This is a genomic window from Fimbriimonadaceae bacterium (assembly GCA_019638795.1).
Classification (GTDB): Bacteria; Armatimonadota; Fimbriimonadia; order Fimbriimonadales; family Fimbriimonadaceae; genus JAHBTB01.
In genome coordinates this window covers 51,960-67,053 of the sequence record JAHBTB010000011.1, presented here as the reverse complement: position 1 = coordinate 67,053, position 15,094 = coordinate 51,960, and the positions used below count along the sequence as shown (strand labels likewise).

At 65.8% G+C, this 15,094-nt stretch carries 15 protein-coding genes and 1 other RNA gene; 2 read left to right on the top strand and 14 right to left on the bottom strand.

From position 1 onward, the window contains the following. Positions 1–27 precede the first annotated feature (27 nt). Positions 28–351 (top strand): (2Fe-2S)-binding protein, encoded by a 324-nt coding sequence (locus KF857_11815; protein ID MBX3112683.1) that lies wholly within the window; start codon positions 28–30, stop codon positions 349–351. Between the two features lie 27 nt (positions 352–378). Then, complete coding sequence (locus KF857_11810; GenBank protein MBX3112682.1) at positions 379–891, top strand: adenine phosphoribosyltransferase; 513 nt, start codon at positions 379–381, stop codon at positions 889–891. 7 nt (positions 892–898) lie between these two features. Here KF857_11810 and KF857_11805 read toward each other — a convergent pair whose 3' ends face one another. The 14 genes from KF857_11805 to trpD form a co-directional block, all read right to left on the bottom strand. After that, positions 899–1,576 (bottom strand): SOS response-associated peptidase, encoded by a 678-nt coding sequence (locus KF857_11805; GenBank protein ID MBX3112681.1) that lies wholly within the window; start codon positions 1,574–1,576, stop codon positions 899–901. Positions 1,577–1,579: 3 nt separating this feature from the next. Further along, positions 1,580–3,877, bottom strand: a complete 2,298-nt coding sequence (locus KF857_11800) for a hypothetical protein (GenBank protein ID MBX3112680.1) — start codon at positions 3,875–3,877, stop codon at positions 1,580–1,582. Between the two features lie 58 nt (positions 3,878–3,935). Next, positions 3,936–5,204, bottom strand: a complete 1,269-nt coding sequence (locus KF857_11795; GenBank protein ID MBX3112679.1) for an adenylosuccinate lyase — start codon at positions 5,202–5,204, stop codon at positions 3,936–3,938. Between the two features lie 49 nt (positions 5,205–5,253). Further along, entirely contained in the window at positions 5,254–6,501 is a 1,248-nt protein-coding gene (gene purD, locus KF857_11790) for a phosphoribosylamine--glycine ligase (GenBank protein ID MBX3112678.1), read from the bottom strand. Continuing rightward, positions 6,498–7,094, bottom strand: a complete 597-nt coding sequence (gene recR, locus KF857_11785) for a recombination mediator RecR (protein MBX3112677.1) — start codon at positions 7,092–7,094, stop codon at positions 6,498–6,500. Before recR ends, purD begins: the two co-directional genes overlap by 4 nt. A 7-nt stretch (positions 7,095–7,101) precedes the next feature. Beyond that, positions 7,102–7,443 (bottom strand): YbaB/EbfC family nucleoid-associated protein, encoded by a 342-nt coding sequence (locus KF857_11780; protein ID MBX3112676.1) that lies wholly within the window; start codon positions 7,441–7,443, stop codon positions 7,102–7,104. Continuing rightward, positions 7,430–9,091: a DNA polymerase III subunit gamma/tau gene (gene dnaX / locus KF857_11775; protein ID MBX3112675.1), complete on the bottom strand. Its 1,662-nt coding sequence runs from the start codon at positions 9,089–9,091 to the stop codon at positions 7,430–7,432. The genes KF857_11780 and dnaX overlap by 14 nt, the downstream gene beginning before the upstream one ends. 35 nt (positions 9,092–9,126) lie before the next feature. After that, positions 9,127–9,225, bottom strand: an RNA gene (gene ffs, locus KF857_11770) — signal recognition particle sRNA small type. Between the two features lie 46 nt (positions 9,226–9,271). Further along, on the bottom strand, positions 9,272–10,774 hold the full coding sequence (locus KF857_11765; GenBank protein MBX3112674.1) for a tetratricopeptide repeat protein: 1,503 nt from the start codon (positions 10,772–10,774) through the stop codon (positions 9,272–9,274). A 5-nt stretch (positions 10,775–10,779) separates the two neighbouring features. After that, positions 10,780–11,571, bottom strand: coding sequence for an ABC transporter permease (locus tag KF857_11760; GenBank protein MBX3112673.1), 792 nt, complete (start codon positions 11,569–11,571; stop codon positions 10,780–10,782). Further along, entirely contained in the window at positions 11,568–12,545 is a 978-nt protein-coding gene (locus tag KF857_11755; protein ID MBX3112672.1) for an ABC transporter ATP-binding protein, read from the bottom strand. Before KF857_11755 ends, KF857_11760 begins: the two co-directional genes overlap by 4 nt. A gap of 109 nt (positions 12,546–12,654) precedes the next feature. Continuing rightward, positions 12,655–13,272, bottom strand: a complete 618-nt coding sequence (locus tag KF857_11750; protein ID MBX3112671.1) for a phosphoribosylanthranilate isomerase — start codon at positions 13,270–13,272, stop codon at positions 12,655–12,657. After that, a complete protein-coding gene (gene trpC / locus KF857_11745; protein MBX3112670.1) occupies positions 13,269–14,051 on the bottom strand; it encodes an indole-3-glycerol phosphate synthase TrpC in 783 nt (260 codons plus the stop codon). Before trpC ends, KF857_11750 begins: the two co-directional genes overlap by 4 nt. Next, positions 14,048–15,076 carry an anthranilate phosphoribosyltransferase gene (gene trpD, locus KF857_11740; protein ID MBX3112669.1) on the bottom strand — a complete coding sequence of 343 codons (1,029 nt, stop codon included), beginning with the start codon at positions 15,074–15,076 and terminating at the stop codon, positions 14,048–14,050. The genes trpC and trpD overlap by 4 nt, the downstream gene beginning before the upstream one ends. Positions 15,077–15,094: the final 18 nt, after the last annotated feature.

The window sequence follows — 15,094 nt, the reverse complement described above, 5'->3', positions numbered from 1 at the left end:
CACCGGCCTGGTACGCTCCCAGGTTGTATGGCGACCCACCCCGTCACGGTTGAAGGCTTTGGGACATTTGATATTGAAGAGGGCACGAAGCTCGTTTTGGCAATCGAACAGAGCGGGGTGGACATCAGCCACCGGTGCGGGGGCAACGCCCGGTGCACGACTTGCCGCGTCCAGTTTTTGAGCGAAGAGCCGCCGATGCGCGAGAAGGAGCACGACTGCCTGGAGGAGGACGGCGTCCTTGGTGAGTTCCGGCTGAGCTGCCAGAGCCGCGTCGACCGGCCGATGCACGTCAAAGTCCTGATGCGGGCCAGCGAGCAAGGTTGGGACCCAGGGGTCGACGTCGAACCCTGACGCGGGTATCGTCCCCCCGTGCCCAGCATCCTTGCCGAGTCGCTGATCCGTGACGTCCCTGACTTCCCCAAGCCCGGGATCCTGTTCAAGGACGTGACACCGGTCCTTCAGAGCCCCGCGGCGTTCCAGGAGGCGGTGAGTCTGCTGGCCGCTGACGCCAAGGCCCACGGGGCCGAATGCATCGTCGGCATCGAGTCGCGCGGGTTCATCTTTGGGACGCCGATCGCCCTGGAGCTGGGTCTGCCGTTCTCGATGGCGCGGAAGTTCGGCAAGTTGCCTTATGAGCGGATCAGCGAGGAGTACGCGCTGGAGTACGGCACCAACATTGTCGAGATGCACATGGACGCGGTGAACCCCGGCCAAAGGGTGTATGTGGTCGACGACCTGCTCGCCACCGGAGGCACGGCAGCGGCCTGCGCGCGGTTGGTCGAACGCCTCGGCGGCAACGTCTGCGGCATGGGGTTCTTGGTGGAGTTGTCGTTCCTCGAAGGCCACAAGAACCTCCTCGGCTACCCCGTCACTTCTCTGATCCGCTACTGACGTCCGTTCAAAACAGGGTCGTCTGGGACGGCGGGTCGGGGACGAGCAGTTCCGGCCCGTCCAGCCGGGGGTTGCCGACTCCCTTGTTCACGGGAGTCAGGTCAAGCTCGCCCGCGAACGGCTTGACCAGGCCCTGTACGGCCGGGCCGGGAACATGGCCGGAGGCGAGCCATGCCTCCCAGTCTTCCTCTTCAAGGATCACCGGCATGCGGTCGTGGAAAAACGTCATCTGTCCGTTGGCCTCTGTGGTGACGATCGTGAACGTGGGCACCTCGCCGTCGGGGCCTGTCCACACCTCGTAAAGGCCGGCCATGGCGAGCCGCCGCCCGTCCTTCCGGCGGACCAGGTAGGGCGTCTTGGCCCTGCCTTCGGTATGCCACTCATAGAAGCCGTCCGCCGGCACGATGCACCGTCGGTGGGCGAAAGCGCCGCGGAAGGCGGGCTTTTCCGCCAAGGTCTCCCCTCGAGCGTTGATCGCGCTCGTGGCAAACGACAAGTCCTTGGCCCATGGGGGCACCAGCCCCCAGCGGTGGAGCCGGGCGACCCGTCTGTCCCCGTCGGCGAGGACGACCGGCATCCACTGGGTCGGCGCGGCGTTGTAGGTCGGAGCAAACTCGGGGAGTTCCACGACCCCGAAGTCGTCTCGGATCAGGCGTCCGTTGATGTAGAGGTATCGGGCACACATGGGCTAGGGCGGCGGCGCCTCGCCTTGCTGTCCCATCCTGCTGAACCCCAGGCTCAGGAGCTTCATCATCGGGCTCTTCCTGATCATGTCCTTCTTGCTCTCCATCGTCGCCTTCAAGTCGGGCGGCATGTTCGCCGCGGTGAATTCAGTGTCCGAGGGCTTTTCGGGGTCCATGAGCATGCCCTGGAACCCCCGGTTGGGGACGACCTCGGCACGGAGCCTCATCGTCGTCCGCCTGCCCGACCTCAACTTGGCCGACGCCAGGGACTCCGCTTCCTGGGGCACGCCCGGCATGTGGGTCAGGAGGTCGAAGAAGGCGTATTCCTCAAGCCCGAGGGCCGCCGTCTCCATGAACCCCAGTTCCGCGCCAGAAAGCATCAGATAGTCCTCCTGGTACGACTGTGAGGCGAGGCTGCCCCTCATGTCCAGACCATTGGGCAGGGCTTCGGTCGGCTCGTCGGCCAGGCTGCCGCCGTTTTCCATTCCCATCGCCATCCCCAACATCATGGAGTTCATGATCTGGAGGTCGCTGGAGCCCTTGGGCTTGGGGAACGGCGCCAGGAAGGCCCGCGGGCCAAAGACACGCTTGGCGATCTCTTTGCGCGCCGCCTCGGGCACGGCGGCGAACGACACCGAGCCGCCCCGGCGCAGCGACAGCCGTGTCCCCGGGTCCAGCAGACCCCAAAGGCGCATCCAGTCGTTTTCCATCCCCGCTCCGCCAAAGACGCTGCCGAAGCTCTTCATGTCGACGAGCGGCCAGGTCCAATCGGTGACGGTGCCGGCAGCCTCCTCGGGCACGCTCGCGACGAACTCGGCCATGGTGTCGAGGTTTGTCCATGCGGAGGCCCGGATCTTCTTGACCGCGGCAGAGACGGCGACACGGTCCACGCGGTCGCGGCGGGTCCGCCCCTGGTCCGCGGGGGTGGCGGTCAGCCAGGAGTCTGACTTGGCCATCACCATAGGGCTGTCCTGAAACGATGCCTTGGGATCGCCAAAGATCCGACGGCCGACGTACTCCAAGGTCAATCGGTCGCCCGGCAACATGAACGAGCCCCGCTGGATGATGTCGTCGGGAAGGACGGCGACCACGTTCACGTGGTCGTGGTCGGCCAGGGCAAAGAAGAAGTCGGTCGGCGCACCCGCCAGCGGCTCGTTGGCGACGAAGTCGCCGACGCGGGCCAACTCTTCTGCGGTCGGCTTCTCGGTCGCCTCCTTCGCCAACGGGTTAAAGTTGCGGCGGTGGACCTTCGCCCACAGCTTCCCCGCATCTCCAAGGACCAGGGGAGTCGCCTTCTCGGGTTTCTTCTCGGGGGGATTGGCACCGCCTTCCGGCACGGGGATTCCCGTCTCGGCCTCGATCGCGTCACCCATGGCCGAATAGTCGATCTCACTGAGGGAATGCTGCTCTTGCAGGACAGACTTGCCCGTCCGGTCGAAGGCACGCAAGTCGACCGAGCACATCGACATACCGGCGTACATCTTCTGGCTGGTCACGACCAAGAGGAGCTTGGCCGGCATGGCTTCGATGGCCTTCGGCTTTTCGGCGAAGTCGCGTTGCAGGCCAAGCTCTTCCATGATCTTTTGCATCTCGTCCATGTACGAGTCGTCGACCTCACCATCTTCTGAGGCGCCTTGGGCCATGACCTTGACCATGTCGTTGTGCTCCTGCACCCACTTTGCCAGGTATGGGACAGAGTTGACATTGGGCAAGCCCCGCTGCATCCGGGTCGGGGATGACGAGAAGACCACGCGGGATTCGGGTTCAAGGCGGGCAAAGAACGCCGGGCCGATCGCCGTGATGTAGGCGGCAAGAAGACGGCGGCCCGTCCCCGCGGGCCCAAACGGAGTCTCAATGTCGTCTTCACCACCACCGGGCCGGGCGGGCTGGTCACTGCCTTCGCCGGACGGACTCTTGGGCGGCTTGGGATCCAGCGACGCGACCAGGTTCTTGATCGACTTGGCGTATGCGGCCGTGCGCCTCGTCACAGCGGCAGACACGGCGCGCTCGCGGAGGTTGTAGTCCGGCAAAAGGGTCTTGACGCCTTCGACTATGACCCAGCGGGCCTGGCACGCCTCCGCGACCTTGTCTAGGAGAGTCTGAGAATCGACGTCCTTGACCGAGAGGCAGAGGTAGTCCCGCCACATGTTGCGGTCGGCCCCTAGCTTCAGGCCCGTCTGCTTGGCGATCTGCTCGACCACAAGGGGAGCGGCGGCCCCGCGCACTTGGACAGAGACTTTTGTCTGGGACGCTGGAGCGGCTTGGCTGGCCAGCAACACTGACGCAAGGACAAAGGCAGACATACGCCATTATCCTACGGGGTACTGGCCGCCGTGGTTACTCTGGCGGCACCGATGTCCCTTAGCGCGGAGCGTGGCGCAAGTGATGGGCAAGGCTGAAGACCTCGGCGAGTTCTTTCTCGTCCAAGACCGCACTCACCTCCGGGTCGGTGGTGACGCTTGTCTTGAAGTCGGCCCCGTCCCACGTGGCGGCGGCGTGCCGCTGGGCGATCTTATAGGCCTCGCGTCGACCTAGGCCCTTGAGGATCAACGCCGACATCAGGTGCTCGCTGAAGACGAGGTCGCCCATCAAACGCAGGTTCTTGCCCATGTTGTCCTTGAACACGACCAAGCCCTGAAGAATGCGGGTCAGGCGGACGAGCATGAAGTCGGCCAAGTGGCACGAATCGGGAAAGACGACACGCTCGAGGCTTGAGTTGGTCAGGTCGCGCTCGTGCCAAGTCGCGACGCTCTCGAGCATCGCATGGGCGTTGCCGCGGAGGAGGCGGGAGAGCCCGACGACGGTCTCGCTGTTCCAGGGGTTGCGCTTGTGGGGCATCGCGCTGCTGCCGGTCTGGCCGGCGGCAAAGGCCTCCTGGACCTCCAAAATCTCGGTGCGCTGCAGGTTGCGGAGTTCGGTGGCGACCCGTTCGAGCCCAGCCCCAAGGAGAGCGAGGTTGTTCATGAAGAACGCATGCCGGTCGCGGTTGATGATCTGGGTGCTCACCGGTTCGGGCGACAGCCCGAGTATCTCGCACACCCTGGCCTCCATGGCGGGGGACACGTGGGCGTGGATGCCGACCGCGCCACTCACTTTGCCGAAGGCGACCTCGGCCCTCGTGCGCTCGACACGGGCCCGGTTGCGAAGGAGCTCCTCTTCCCAACTGGCGCACTTGAACGCGAAGGTGATCGGTTCGGCATGGATACCATGGGTGCGGCCGATCATCGGCGTCTCGACGTGGTCGGCCTTCAGGCGGGTCACTTCGACAAGCAAGCCGTCGATGTCCTTGAGCAAGACGTCGCACGAGTCCCGGAGCATCATGCCCAAGGCCGTGTCGATGACGTCGTAACTGGTGACGCCGAAGTGCACCCACCTCCCGGCGGGGCCGATGTTTTCCTCCAGGTTCCGGACGAAGGCGGCGAGGTCGTGGCGCGTCTCCTTCTCGATCTCGTCACATCGTTCCAGGCTGAACGCGGCCTTGGCCTTGATCTGCTCGAAATCGGCGGCAGGCACCGTGCCCGCCTCCATGTGAGCCTGGCAGATGGCCACCTCGACCTCCATCCACCGCCGGTACTTGGCCTCTCGGCTCCAAATGGCGGTCATGGCGGGGGTGGTGTAGCGGTCGATCATCCAGGGAGGCAGGGTACCTGGCGCGACCGCCCCCTACCGGGGCGGCGACTCACGACGACGCGATGTCCGAGCGGTGTTGCATTCCGTCAAAGCTGACTTGGGCCACCCCACGGTAGGCGAGCTCCCTGGCCTCCCCGACGGTAGACCCGGTCGCGGTGACGGCGAGGACACGCCCTCCCGCCGTGACGACCTCGTCGCCCAGGTACGCCGTGCCGGCATGGAAGACGACGACGCCGTCGGGCATCCGGCCCACCGTGACGGGCTTGCCCTTCTCGTAGGCACCGGGATAGCCCCCGCTTGCCACCATGACGGTCACGGCCGCCTCGGGCGACACGTCGACAGCAGGGAGCGGCCACCCATTGGCCACCGAAGCCAAGGCGTCGGCGAACCCGGCGCCCAGGCGGCGCACAAGCGTCTCAATCTCGGGGTCGCCGAACCTGACGTTGTATTCCAGGCATTTGACCCCTTGCGCCGTCGCCATCAGGCCGGCGAACAGGACCCCACGGAACAGCCCGCCGCGCCGCTTGACTTCGGCAAGGAGCGGGGCGACCACCTCGTCTTCGGTCTGACGGACGGCATCCTCGGACACCCACGTCACCGGCGAGTATGCCCCCATGCCCCCCGTGTTCGGGCCCTCGTCTCCATCAAAGGCGCGTTTGTAGTCTTGGGCGACGGGCAGGCTCTGGAAGCCGGTCTCGTTGCACAGACAGATGAGGCTGAACTCGCGCCCCACCAGCCGTTCTTCCAGGACGAGGGTCCGGCCCGAGTCGCCGATCTCGCCGTGGACCATGAAGCGTTCGACGGCGTCTTCGGCCTGCTCTAACGTGTCGCAGACGACGACACCCTTGCCCAAGGCCGTCCCGTCGGCCTTGACCGCGACTTGGCGGCCCTCGGCGTATTCCCGTCGCACGTGGGCCAGCGCCGCGCCAGGGTCAGCCGTGGTCAGGGCCCGCGCGGTCGGGACACCGGCCGAGGCCATCAGGTCCTTAGAAAAAGCCTTTGACCCTTCGATGCGGGCCCAGGCTTGGCCGGGCCCGACGACAGGGAACCCGGCCGACCGAAAGGCGTCGGCCAAACCTTCGACCAAGGGGTCTTCGGCACCGACGACGACGAAGTCCGGGTCTGTCCGACGGGCCAGCCCGACCAACCCCGGATGGTCGCGGACCGAGACGTCGAAGGTCGGGAACTCGTCCTGGACACCCGCATTGCCCGGGGCGCACAAGACCTCGCCCTCATGGGCGAGCTTCCAGCACAGGGCGTGTTCCCGCGCGCCGGACCCGACGACCAGTGCCCTCACATTTCCCTCCGGTACTCAAGGGCGCTCAGGAGGGTGGCGTTGTCGGCGTAGTCGAGCTCGCCGCCGACGGGCATTCCGTGGGCCAGGCGGGTGACCTTGATCCCGAGGGGTTTGATGAGCTTGGCCAAGTAGAGCGCGGTGGTGTCACCCTCGACCGTCGGGTTCGTGGCCAGGATGACTTCTTGGACGGTGTCCCCTTCGAGTCGGGTCAGAAGTTCGCGCATTTTGAGTTGGTCGGGGCCGACTCCGTCAAGGGGGTTCAAAAGCCCGTGCAGGACGTGGTACAGCCCTTTGTATTCGTTCAGCCGCTCGATGCTGGCAATGTCGCGGGCCTCGCCGACGACGCAGATCTCACGCTGGTGGCGGGTCGGGTCCGCACAGATCGGGCAGACCTCGCTCTCGCTGACGTTCTGACACTTGAGGCACAGGCGCAACGCCTCGCGGGCGTGGCGCAACGCCTCAGCCAACCGCCGGACGTCGTCCTCCGGGGTGCGGAGGATGTGGAAGGCCAGCCGTTGGGCCGACTTAGGGCCGACACCGGGGAGGCGCTCCAACTGGGCGATCAGGTCGGCAAGCGGCCGGGCGAACTGCATCGGCGGCTCAGAAGCCCATCTTGTCGAGACCAGGCACGTTCGGCATGATCTCCTTGACTTTTGCCTCGCGGAGGGTGGTGGCCTGGGCGAAACCGTCGCGGACGGCGCCGACGATCAGGTCTTCGAGGGCCTCGATGTCCTCGGGGTCGACCACGCTCTTGTCGAGTTTCAGGGTCTGGAGTTCCCCGAGCCCGTTGAAGACCAGCTTGACCGGTCCTCGGTCGACGTAGATCGGTTCGGCGGCCAACTCCTGGTCCAAGCTCTGGGCACGGGCCATAGCCTGCTGGGCGTTGGCCATCAGGTCTTGGATACCGCCACCGGGCATCCCAAACTTCTTAGGCAGTTTCATCGTTGTCTTCTCGCTTGAGACCAGGCTCTGGTTTCGCGCCACGCTCGTCGTTTCCCAGCAGGATGTCGCGGGCAGCCTCGTACAGGCGGTCACCTTCGAGGGGTGATTCTACCGTGGTCGTCGTGGCCGAGCGCGGCGGCTTCGGGGCCGGGCGACCCTGGGCGACGACAAACTGGAAAGCGGCGTCCTTACCCGTCTTGTCACGCCACGCCGCGGCGATCGCCTTGACCAGCGGGCCCTTCTCGCGCACCCAGTCGGCGTCGCTGATGCGCTCGAACTCGATCGTGACCTGGCCGTCGGCCACCGACCCGACACTGGACTTGGGAAGCCTTGCCGCCGCCGTCTTCGACTGGGCGGAGATCTCGGCGACGATTGTCTGCCACACCGCGTCGTCGGGACTGTTGGGCTCCCTGGTCTTGACGACCGCCGGCTCCACGTTGGGGGTCGGCACTGGTTCGTTCCGTGGTGACTCCCGCGGTTCGGGGGAGGACGGGACCGCCACGGGGCTGACAGCGGCGCGGGCCGCCGGCGCGGCGGCGACGGTGTTCCGCGTCGGCCCGGCCTTCACGACCTGGCCGATCCGCACCAGTTCGGCCTCAAGCCAGAGGCGGGGCAGGGAAATGTCCCGGATGTCTTTGTGGGCTTCGGCCACGGCCGACCGGAGTTCAAGGAGACGGTCCGCGCCAAACCGACCTGCCGTGGCGGCGAGCCCCGCCTCTTGGGGGCCGTCGTTGCTCGCCCCGACATTGACATGGTAGGCCGCCCGGGTGAGGTCACTGAGCCGGTACAGCAGGGACTCCAAGATCGCCCGGGGGTCGCGGCCCTGGAGGTACATGGCTTCCAGGCCGGTCACCGTGCCGGCGACGTCTCCCTGGGCCATCGCCTCCAGGAGCGCGTCGGCCTGGTCGTCGGCGACAAGCCCAAGCTGCGTGTACACGTGGTCGCGGGTGACCTGACCGTCGGCGGTCAACATCGCCTGCTCCAACAGGGTGAGGGCGTCCCGGTACCCGCCGTCGGCCATGCGGGCGATCGCGTGCAGGGCGGCGGGTTCGGCCTCGATGCCTTCGCTCTTGACGACGTGGGTCAGGCGTGAGACAAGGTCATGGACGGTCCCCCGATAGAACTCGAACCGCTGGCACCGGGATCGGACCGTGGGGGGCACCTTGTGCGCCTCGGTGGTGGCGAGGACGAAGATCACATGCCCGGGCGGCTCCTCGATGGTCTTCAGCAGCGCGTCGAACCCCTTGGCGGAGAGGTCGTGCACCTCGTCGATGATGAAGACTTTGTAGCGGCATTCGGCGGGCCGGTACTCGCTCGCCTCGACGATGCTCTCGCGCACCTTGTCCACGCCCGACTCGCTGGCGGCGTCGATCTCGATGACGTCCATGCAACTGCCGTTCGTGATGCTGATGCAAATCGGGTCGTCCTCCCGCGGTTCGGGCGACGGGCCGTCGGTGCAGTTGACCGCCTTGGCCAGGAGGCGGGCGGTCGAGGTCTTGCCCGTGCCCCGGGGGCCGGTGAACAGGTAGGCGTGGCCGATCTTGCCCTGGGCGATCGCGTTGCGCAATGTCCGGACGACATGGTCTTGGCCGACCAGGTCGTCGAACGTCTGGCTTCGGTATTTGCGGTAGAGGGCGACGTGGGCCAAGTCCTGCGTTCCTTAATGTCCACGGAGAGGGCAAGAGGCGCCGGGAATGGTGCGTCGCCCAGAGCGGCGGCTTACCGTTGCTGCCTTCCGGCCCTGGCGGGGTTCACCGTGCTACTGCCGCGCAGTTCCCGGCGGGACGCTTCATGATAGCATCCCGCCGAGGGCGCCTCTTGTCTTTCTCTATTGCAGCCCGGCTGGCCCTGGCATCGGGGTCCGGACGCCGGAGCCCGGGCTACCCGGCGCGCCAGGGAGTCCACGCGGGACCGGCATCGTCTTGGGCCGCTGGCCAGGGATCGGGCTGTTCTGGGTCTGAGGCTTCTCCGTGCGGAGGCCAGGGACTTGGATGGCGTCGCCGAACGAGGCCGCACCGAGCGGTTTGAAGTTCGCGGTCTGCTTGACCGGCGTCTCTTTGCCCACCGCGTACTTGCCCCGGCGAAGGAGCTCGTCCTTGGAGAACTCAAGCGTGGTGTAGATGACACGTTGACCAGGCCTGGCGTCCAGGTTCAGGAAGTTCTGGTCGGTCATGCCTTCTCCGCTGAACCCGAACTTGTCCTGGATGTGGGCCGGTGCGGAGCGCGGGTTGTAGTAGAACTCGATGACGTAGTCGTTCGCCAAGAACGGGTACATCGTCGCGTCCCGGCTCATGTCGATCCGGCGACGGAACTGCTGGTTCTTGACGAAGAGCTGGTCCTGCATGAACGTGATCTCCTTGTCCGGGTCAAGGTTGACCGCGTCGGAGGCGTCCCAATCCATCTCTGCGTACTTCGCCCCTTTGAGGTTCTTGTCGCGGAGCACGATGCGGACACGGGTGCCGACTGGCAACACGTTCCAGGTGCCTTCCACTTTAATGACCTTGGGGTCTTCGACCGTCACGCGGGCGCTGAATCCCACGTCGAACGGCGGCTTGGTGTCGTAGTCGCCCTGGTCGTAGTACCCACCCTTCTGGGCAAAGTAACCGCGTTGGCCCATGCGGACGAGGAGGTTGTCCAGGTTGCTCTCGATGGTGTCGCGGTTCTGGCGGTTCTGAAACTCGTCGCTCTTGCCGAACTGCTTCTCGGCGCGGGCCAGCAAGTCTTCGTAGAGGCCAAGGGCCTTCTCCACCTTGCCGTCGCGGATGTAGGCGCTGGCCAAGATATTGCGACGCGCGGGCTGGATGTCGTCCCGCTGCGCGGCCTGCTCCCACCAGTAGACGGCTTTGTCGTAGTCGTCGTCCACTTTGTGGTACCAAATCCACCCTGTCTCAAAGAAGAGCTCGTAAGTGTTGGGGTTGGCCCGTGCCCCCTCCTTGCCCAAGGCCAAGGCCGAGGGGATGTAGCGGCGGTCGGAGCGAGACTCTTCGTCGGTGAAGTTGTAGCCGATGTGCCACATGCCCGTCGCATAGACGTCGATCTCGTGGGGGTCAAGCCACGTGACCAGGCGGATGATCGGCAGGATGGCGTCGTAGTTTCCTTCGTCGAAGAACGAGTCGGCCCGCACCCAGAGGATGCCGGCGACCAACTCGCGGAAGCCGGCGAGGGCGAAGAGCAGTTGGTCGGCAGAAAGCCCCTTGGCCTGCTCGCCCGCAATGGACTTCACCGCGTAGTGCTTCCGCCAGAACGGGAAGATCATCGTGCCGTGGATCACCGCGGCCGCCGCGAGGCAGCCGACCAAGGCGCCGATCATCTTGGGTCGGTTGACCTGCATCCCGATTAGACCTCCTTGCGGTCAAAGACCAAGATGCCGCCGATCAGGAAGACGAGGACGTAGAACACCGCGTAGGCGACCAACTGGATGTTGTACATCGTCTCGTTCGTGATCACCGAGCCCGGGTTGATGACCCCGTTAGCCTCGTTGAAGCTGGCGAAGTTGGGGACGATCGTGTGGATGATCGTCGCGGCGCCCTTCACGAAGGGATGCAGGTTCTCGTTCTTGCTGAACGTGTCGAACAGCGGGTTGAAGAACGTCCCGACCATGTAAACGCCGCCGGACAAGAAGAAGTTGACGATCGGCGAGACAAACGTCGAGAAGAAGACCGCGACCGCGGCGAGGAGGCTCATCTGCACGAAGAACATGAGCGAGACCCGGAAGAGCCCGCCGATCTTGTCCATGCCGATGCCCGACTGCATGATCAGGAAGACCACGCCCATCGTGACGGTCATGAGGGTCATCATCAACGCCAAGGCGCCGACGGCGCCGAGGAACTTGCCGACCAAGAACTGCCAACGTTGCACCGGCTTCGAGAGGATCGTGTAGATCGTCCGACGCTCGATTTCGTTGGGGATCAGATACACCGTCAAGACGATGGCGATGACCGCGCTGGTGAGCTGGATGACGCCGAGCGTGAAGCTGGTGAGGACGGTGTAGCTCTGGCGGGCCGTCAGCACGCTCAGACCCGGTGCGACGACGAGGAAGAGCACGCCGATCAGCAGGATGACAAGGAGGACGCGGCGGCGGATGGCCTCGCCGACGGTGGTTTTGGCGATGGAAAGGATGGCGTTCAAGCTTTCACCTCGTCGGTGGGGTCGACCTTGTCGGTCATCTTGAAGAGACGGCGGCCCTTGGCCACGTTGTCGCTGGCCACAGACTCCAAGAAGAGGTCTTCCAGGCGCTTGCGGCGGGGCACGACGCTGACGACGGTGCCCTTCTTGCTGAGCACGCCCTGGAGGACGCTGTTGATGTCGCCCGTGTCCGGCATGTCGAGGATCAACCGGTCGCCGCTGTGGGAGACGATGTAGTCCTCTTGCTTGAGCGAGTCGGCGAAGGCCTGGTCGACACCGGAAGCGGTGATCTCCAGCCGTCCACCGGCGAGAAGCGAGTCGAGGCTGCCCTGCTGGACGACCTCGCCCTTGTTGATGATCGCGACGCGGTCGCAGATGCGCTCGACGTCGCTCAACTCGTGGCTGGAGATGAAGACGGTCTTGCCCTCCTCACGGAACTGCAGGATGAGATCGCGGACCTCGATGTGCGCGATGGGGTCGAGGCCACCGGTCGGCTCGTCGAGGAAGATAAGGTCGGGCTCGTTGAGGAGGCTCTGGGCCAATCCGACACGTTGCTGCATACCCTTCGAGTACTGGCTGATCGCCCGGTTCTTGTCGTTAGACAGGTTCACGCGCTCCAGGAGCCGTTCGCACAGGGCCCGGTCGCGGATGCCGAACAGCGACGCGTAGAACTCCATGATCTCAAGGCCGGTCATGTGCTCGTAGTAGTACGGCTTCTCCGGGAGGTAGCTCAGCTTGCGGTGGGCTTCGATGTCGCCCGCCTCCTTGTCGAGGACAAACGCCTCGCCAGAGGACTGGTAGATGATGCCGAGCAGAATCTTGATCGTCGTCGTCTTGCCGGCGCCGTTGGGGCCAAGAAAGCCGAAGATCTCGCCGCGCTCGACCTGAAGGTTCAGGTCATGGACGACGTTGATTGACTGCCCGCCCCGGGACTTGTACGTCTTGAATAGGTTTCGCGTCTCGATAGCCAGGCTCAAAGCTTAGATGGCCTCCCAAAAAGTGCTCGCGCATTCTACCATCGCGAGCCTGCCCCTGGGGGCCGTGGTTCGCGGCGGCGGTCTGCCCTGAGCACATAACGCAGACCGCTCAAGAATCGTGCCCGATCTCGCGCGCCGCCGCCTTGGCGTTCTCGACAAAGGCCCTGAGCTTGGCGTGGTCCTTCACCCCCGGGCTGGACTCCAGCCCGCTGCTGGCGTCGACGGCATACGGCCGGACACGCTCGACCGCCTCGGCGACGTTGTCGGGGCCCAGCCCACCCGCCAAAACGACCTTCAGGTGTCGGGACACCGCGACAAAGTCTCCGGCCAGCCCCCAGTCCAACCGCTTGCCCGTGCCGCCGTATCCAGGGCCGACCGCGTCGAGAAGGACGACACTCTCCTTCTTTGTCCTAGCCATCAACGATTCCAATGTGTCTTCGGTCGAAACCTGGATGGTGCGGACCCAGCGGTGGTTCTCCCCTGCCGGCGGGGCGTCCATGCATTGGACGTGGCTGTAGGCGACCAACGGGACGCCGGCCCGGTAGGGGCCGAACACCGCGACGAGCGGGACAAACGGGGCCACCTTGTGGAAGTTGGCGACGGGGTAGACGTCGCTGAGGAACCTTGGGCTGGAGGGCTCCTTCACAAAGCCAAGGGCGTCGGCACCCGCTTCGGTCGCGGCGACCACGTCCTCCATCCGGGTCAATCCACACACCTTGACCTTCACCACCCCATCATCTCCTTCACTGCCGACTCAATGTCGGCTGACAGGCTGAAAGCTGAACCGATCAGGACGGCGCGGGCACCGGCCTGGGCCACTTGCCGGACGTCACCCGGAGAGTGGAGGGCGCTCTCGCTGACCACGGTGGCCCGCGGCGCAAGGAGGGGGACGACCCTCGCGCTGTGGGCGATGTTCGTCTCAAAGGTCTGGAGGTCGCGGTTGTTCACCCCGACCAGGGTCGCTCCACTGGAAAGGGCGACTTCGGCCTCGTCGAGGGTATGGGCCTCCACCAGGGCGTCCATGCCGAGCGAACCGGCCAGTTCGCGGTACTCGCGCAGTTGGGCCGGCGAGAGGCCGTTCACGATGAGCAGGACGGCGTCCGCCCCCATCGCCCGCGCTTCGTACACGTGGTAGGCGTCGGTGGTGAAGTCCTTGCGCAGCACCGGCAACGACGTGGCCGCCCGGCACTGGACAAGGTAGTCGGGTGATCCCTGAAAGTATTCGACGTCGGTGAGGACGCTGAGGCAGTCGGCCCCGGCCCTTGCGTAAGCGGTGGCGATCGCCACCGGGTCGAAGTCGGCCCGCAACGTCCCCTTGACCGGGCTTGCCTTCTTGACCTCGGCGATCAGGCTGGTCGGGTGCGGGCTCTCGACCAAGGCACGGTGGAACCCGCGGGTCGGGGCCGCGTCCGCGGCCATGGCGCGCACTTCGGCCAACGGGCGGGACGCTTTCAGAGTCTCCAAGTCGGCCCGCTTGGATTCAAAAATCTTCTGGAGGACCGTCACGTCAGCGCCCCTTTGCTCTGGGACAACCGGGCGAGTTTGTCCAGGGTTGCGAGTGCGAGACCTTGCCGGACCGCCTCCCGGGCCCGGTGCGCTCCGTCGGCGAAGTCGGACGCGACCCCCGCGATGACGAGGGCGACCGCCACGTTGGGGACAAGGGCGTTGAACCGGGGGGAGTCGGGGTCGCCGATCGCCTCACGCAGGATGTCGGCGTTCGAGGCCAGGTCGGGCCCGGGCTCCAGGGCCGAGGCGGGCAGCGGCTCCAGACCGAAGTCGGCGGGCTTCAGGCGCGTGATCCGGATTCCGCCGTCTTTGACCGCGGCCACCCGGGTCGCCCCGCAGGCCGACACCTCGTCCATGCCTTCCTCGGCGTAGACGACCATCGCCTCCTCCGCCCCGAGCTGGACCAGGGCCTCGGCGACCGGGACGACAAACCGTTGGTCGTAGACGCCGATGAGTTGGCGGGTCGCCCCGGCAGGGTTGGACAATGGGCCGAGCAGGTTGAAGACGGTGCGCACCCCCAGCGACCGGCGCACAGGCCCGACATGGCGCATCGCCGGGTGGTGGGCCTGGGCGAAGAGGAACGCGACCCCGGCCTCGCGGAGGCACGCGACCTGGTGGTCGCCGTCGGAGGCGAGGTCGACCCCCAGGTGCTCCAGCACGTCGGCACTGCCCCACGGACTCGTGACCCCCCGGTTGCCGTGTTTGGCGACCTTGGCCCCGGCCGCGGCGGCGACGAGGGCCGCGGCGGTGCTGAGGTTGAACGTCGTCTTGCCTCCACCGGTGCCGCAGGTGTCGAGCAGGCCCGACATGCCATGGTCCAGCGGCCGGGCATGCCGCCTCATGACCCTGGCGAAAGCGGCCAGCTCGGCCCCGGTCGCGCCCTTGGCCTGGACAGCCACAAGGAGACCGCCGACAAGGCCGTCGGGAAGGCCGCCCTCGACGAACTGCTCCATCAGGGCCTCCGCCTGGGCCGGCGCCAAGTCGCGGCGGGCCAGGAGAAGGGCGAGGGCGTCCGTGGCGAGCATCGGTCGGATTGTACTGGA

Excerpts from the sequence above, each read along its gene's own strand:
- KF857_11815 (MBX3112683.1), top strand. The coding sequence starts at position 28 with ATGGCGACCCACCCCGTCACGGTTGAAGGCTTTGGGACATTTGATATT.
- KF857_11765 (MBX3112674.1), bottom strand. The coding sequence starts at position 10,774 with ATGCAGGTCAACCGACCCAAGATGATCGGCGCCTTGGTCGGCTGCCTC.
- KF857_11795 (MBX3112679.1), bottom strand. The coding sequence starts at position 5,204 with ATGATCGACCGCTACACCACCCCCGCCATGACCGCCATTTGGAGCCGA.
- trpD (MBX3112669.1), bottom strand. The coding sequence starts at position 15,076 with ATGCTCGCCACGGACGCCCTCGCCCTTCTCCTGGCCCGCCGCGACTTG.
- KF857_11780 (MBX3112676.1), bottom strand. The coding sequence starts at position 7,443 with ATGAAACTGCCTAAGAAGTTTGGGATGCCCGGTGGCGGTATCCAAGAC.
- KF857_11800 (MBX3112680.1), bottom strand. The coding sequence starts at position 3,877 with ATGTCTGCCTTTGTCCTTGCGTCAGTGTTGCTGGCCAGCCAAGCCGCT.
- recR (MBX3112677.1), bottom strand. The coding sequence starts at position 7,094 with ATGCAGTTCGCCCGGCCGCTTGCCGACCTGATCGCCCAGTTGGAGCGC.
- KF857_11805 (MBX3112681.1), bottom strand. The coding sequence starts at position 1,576 with ATGTGTGCCCGATACCTCTACATCAACGGACGCCTGATCCGAGACGAC.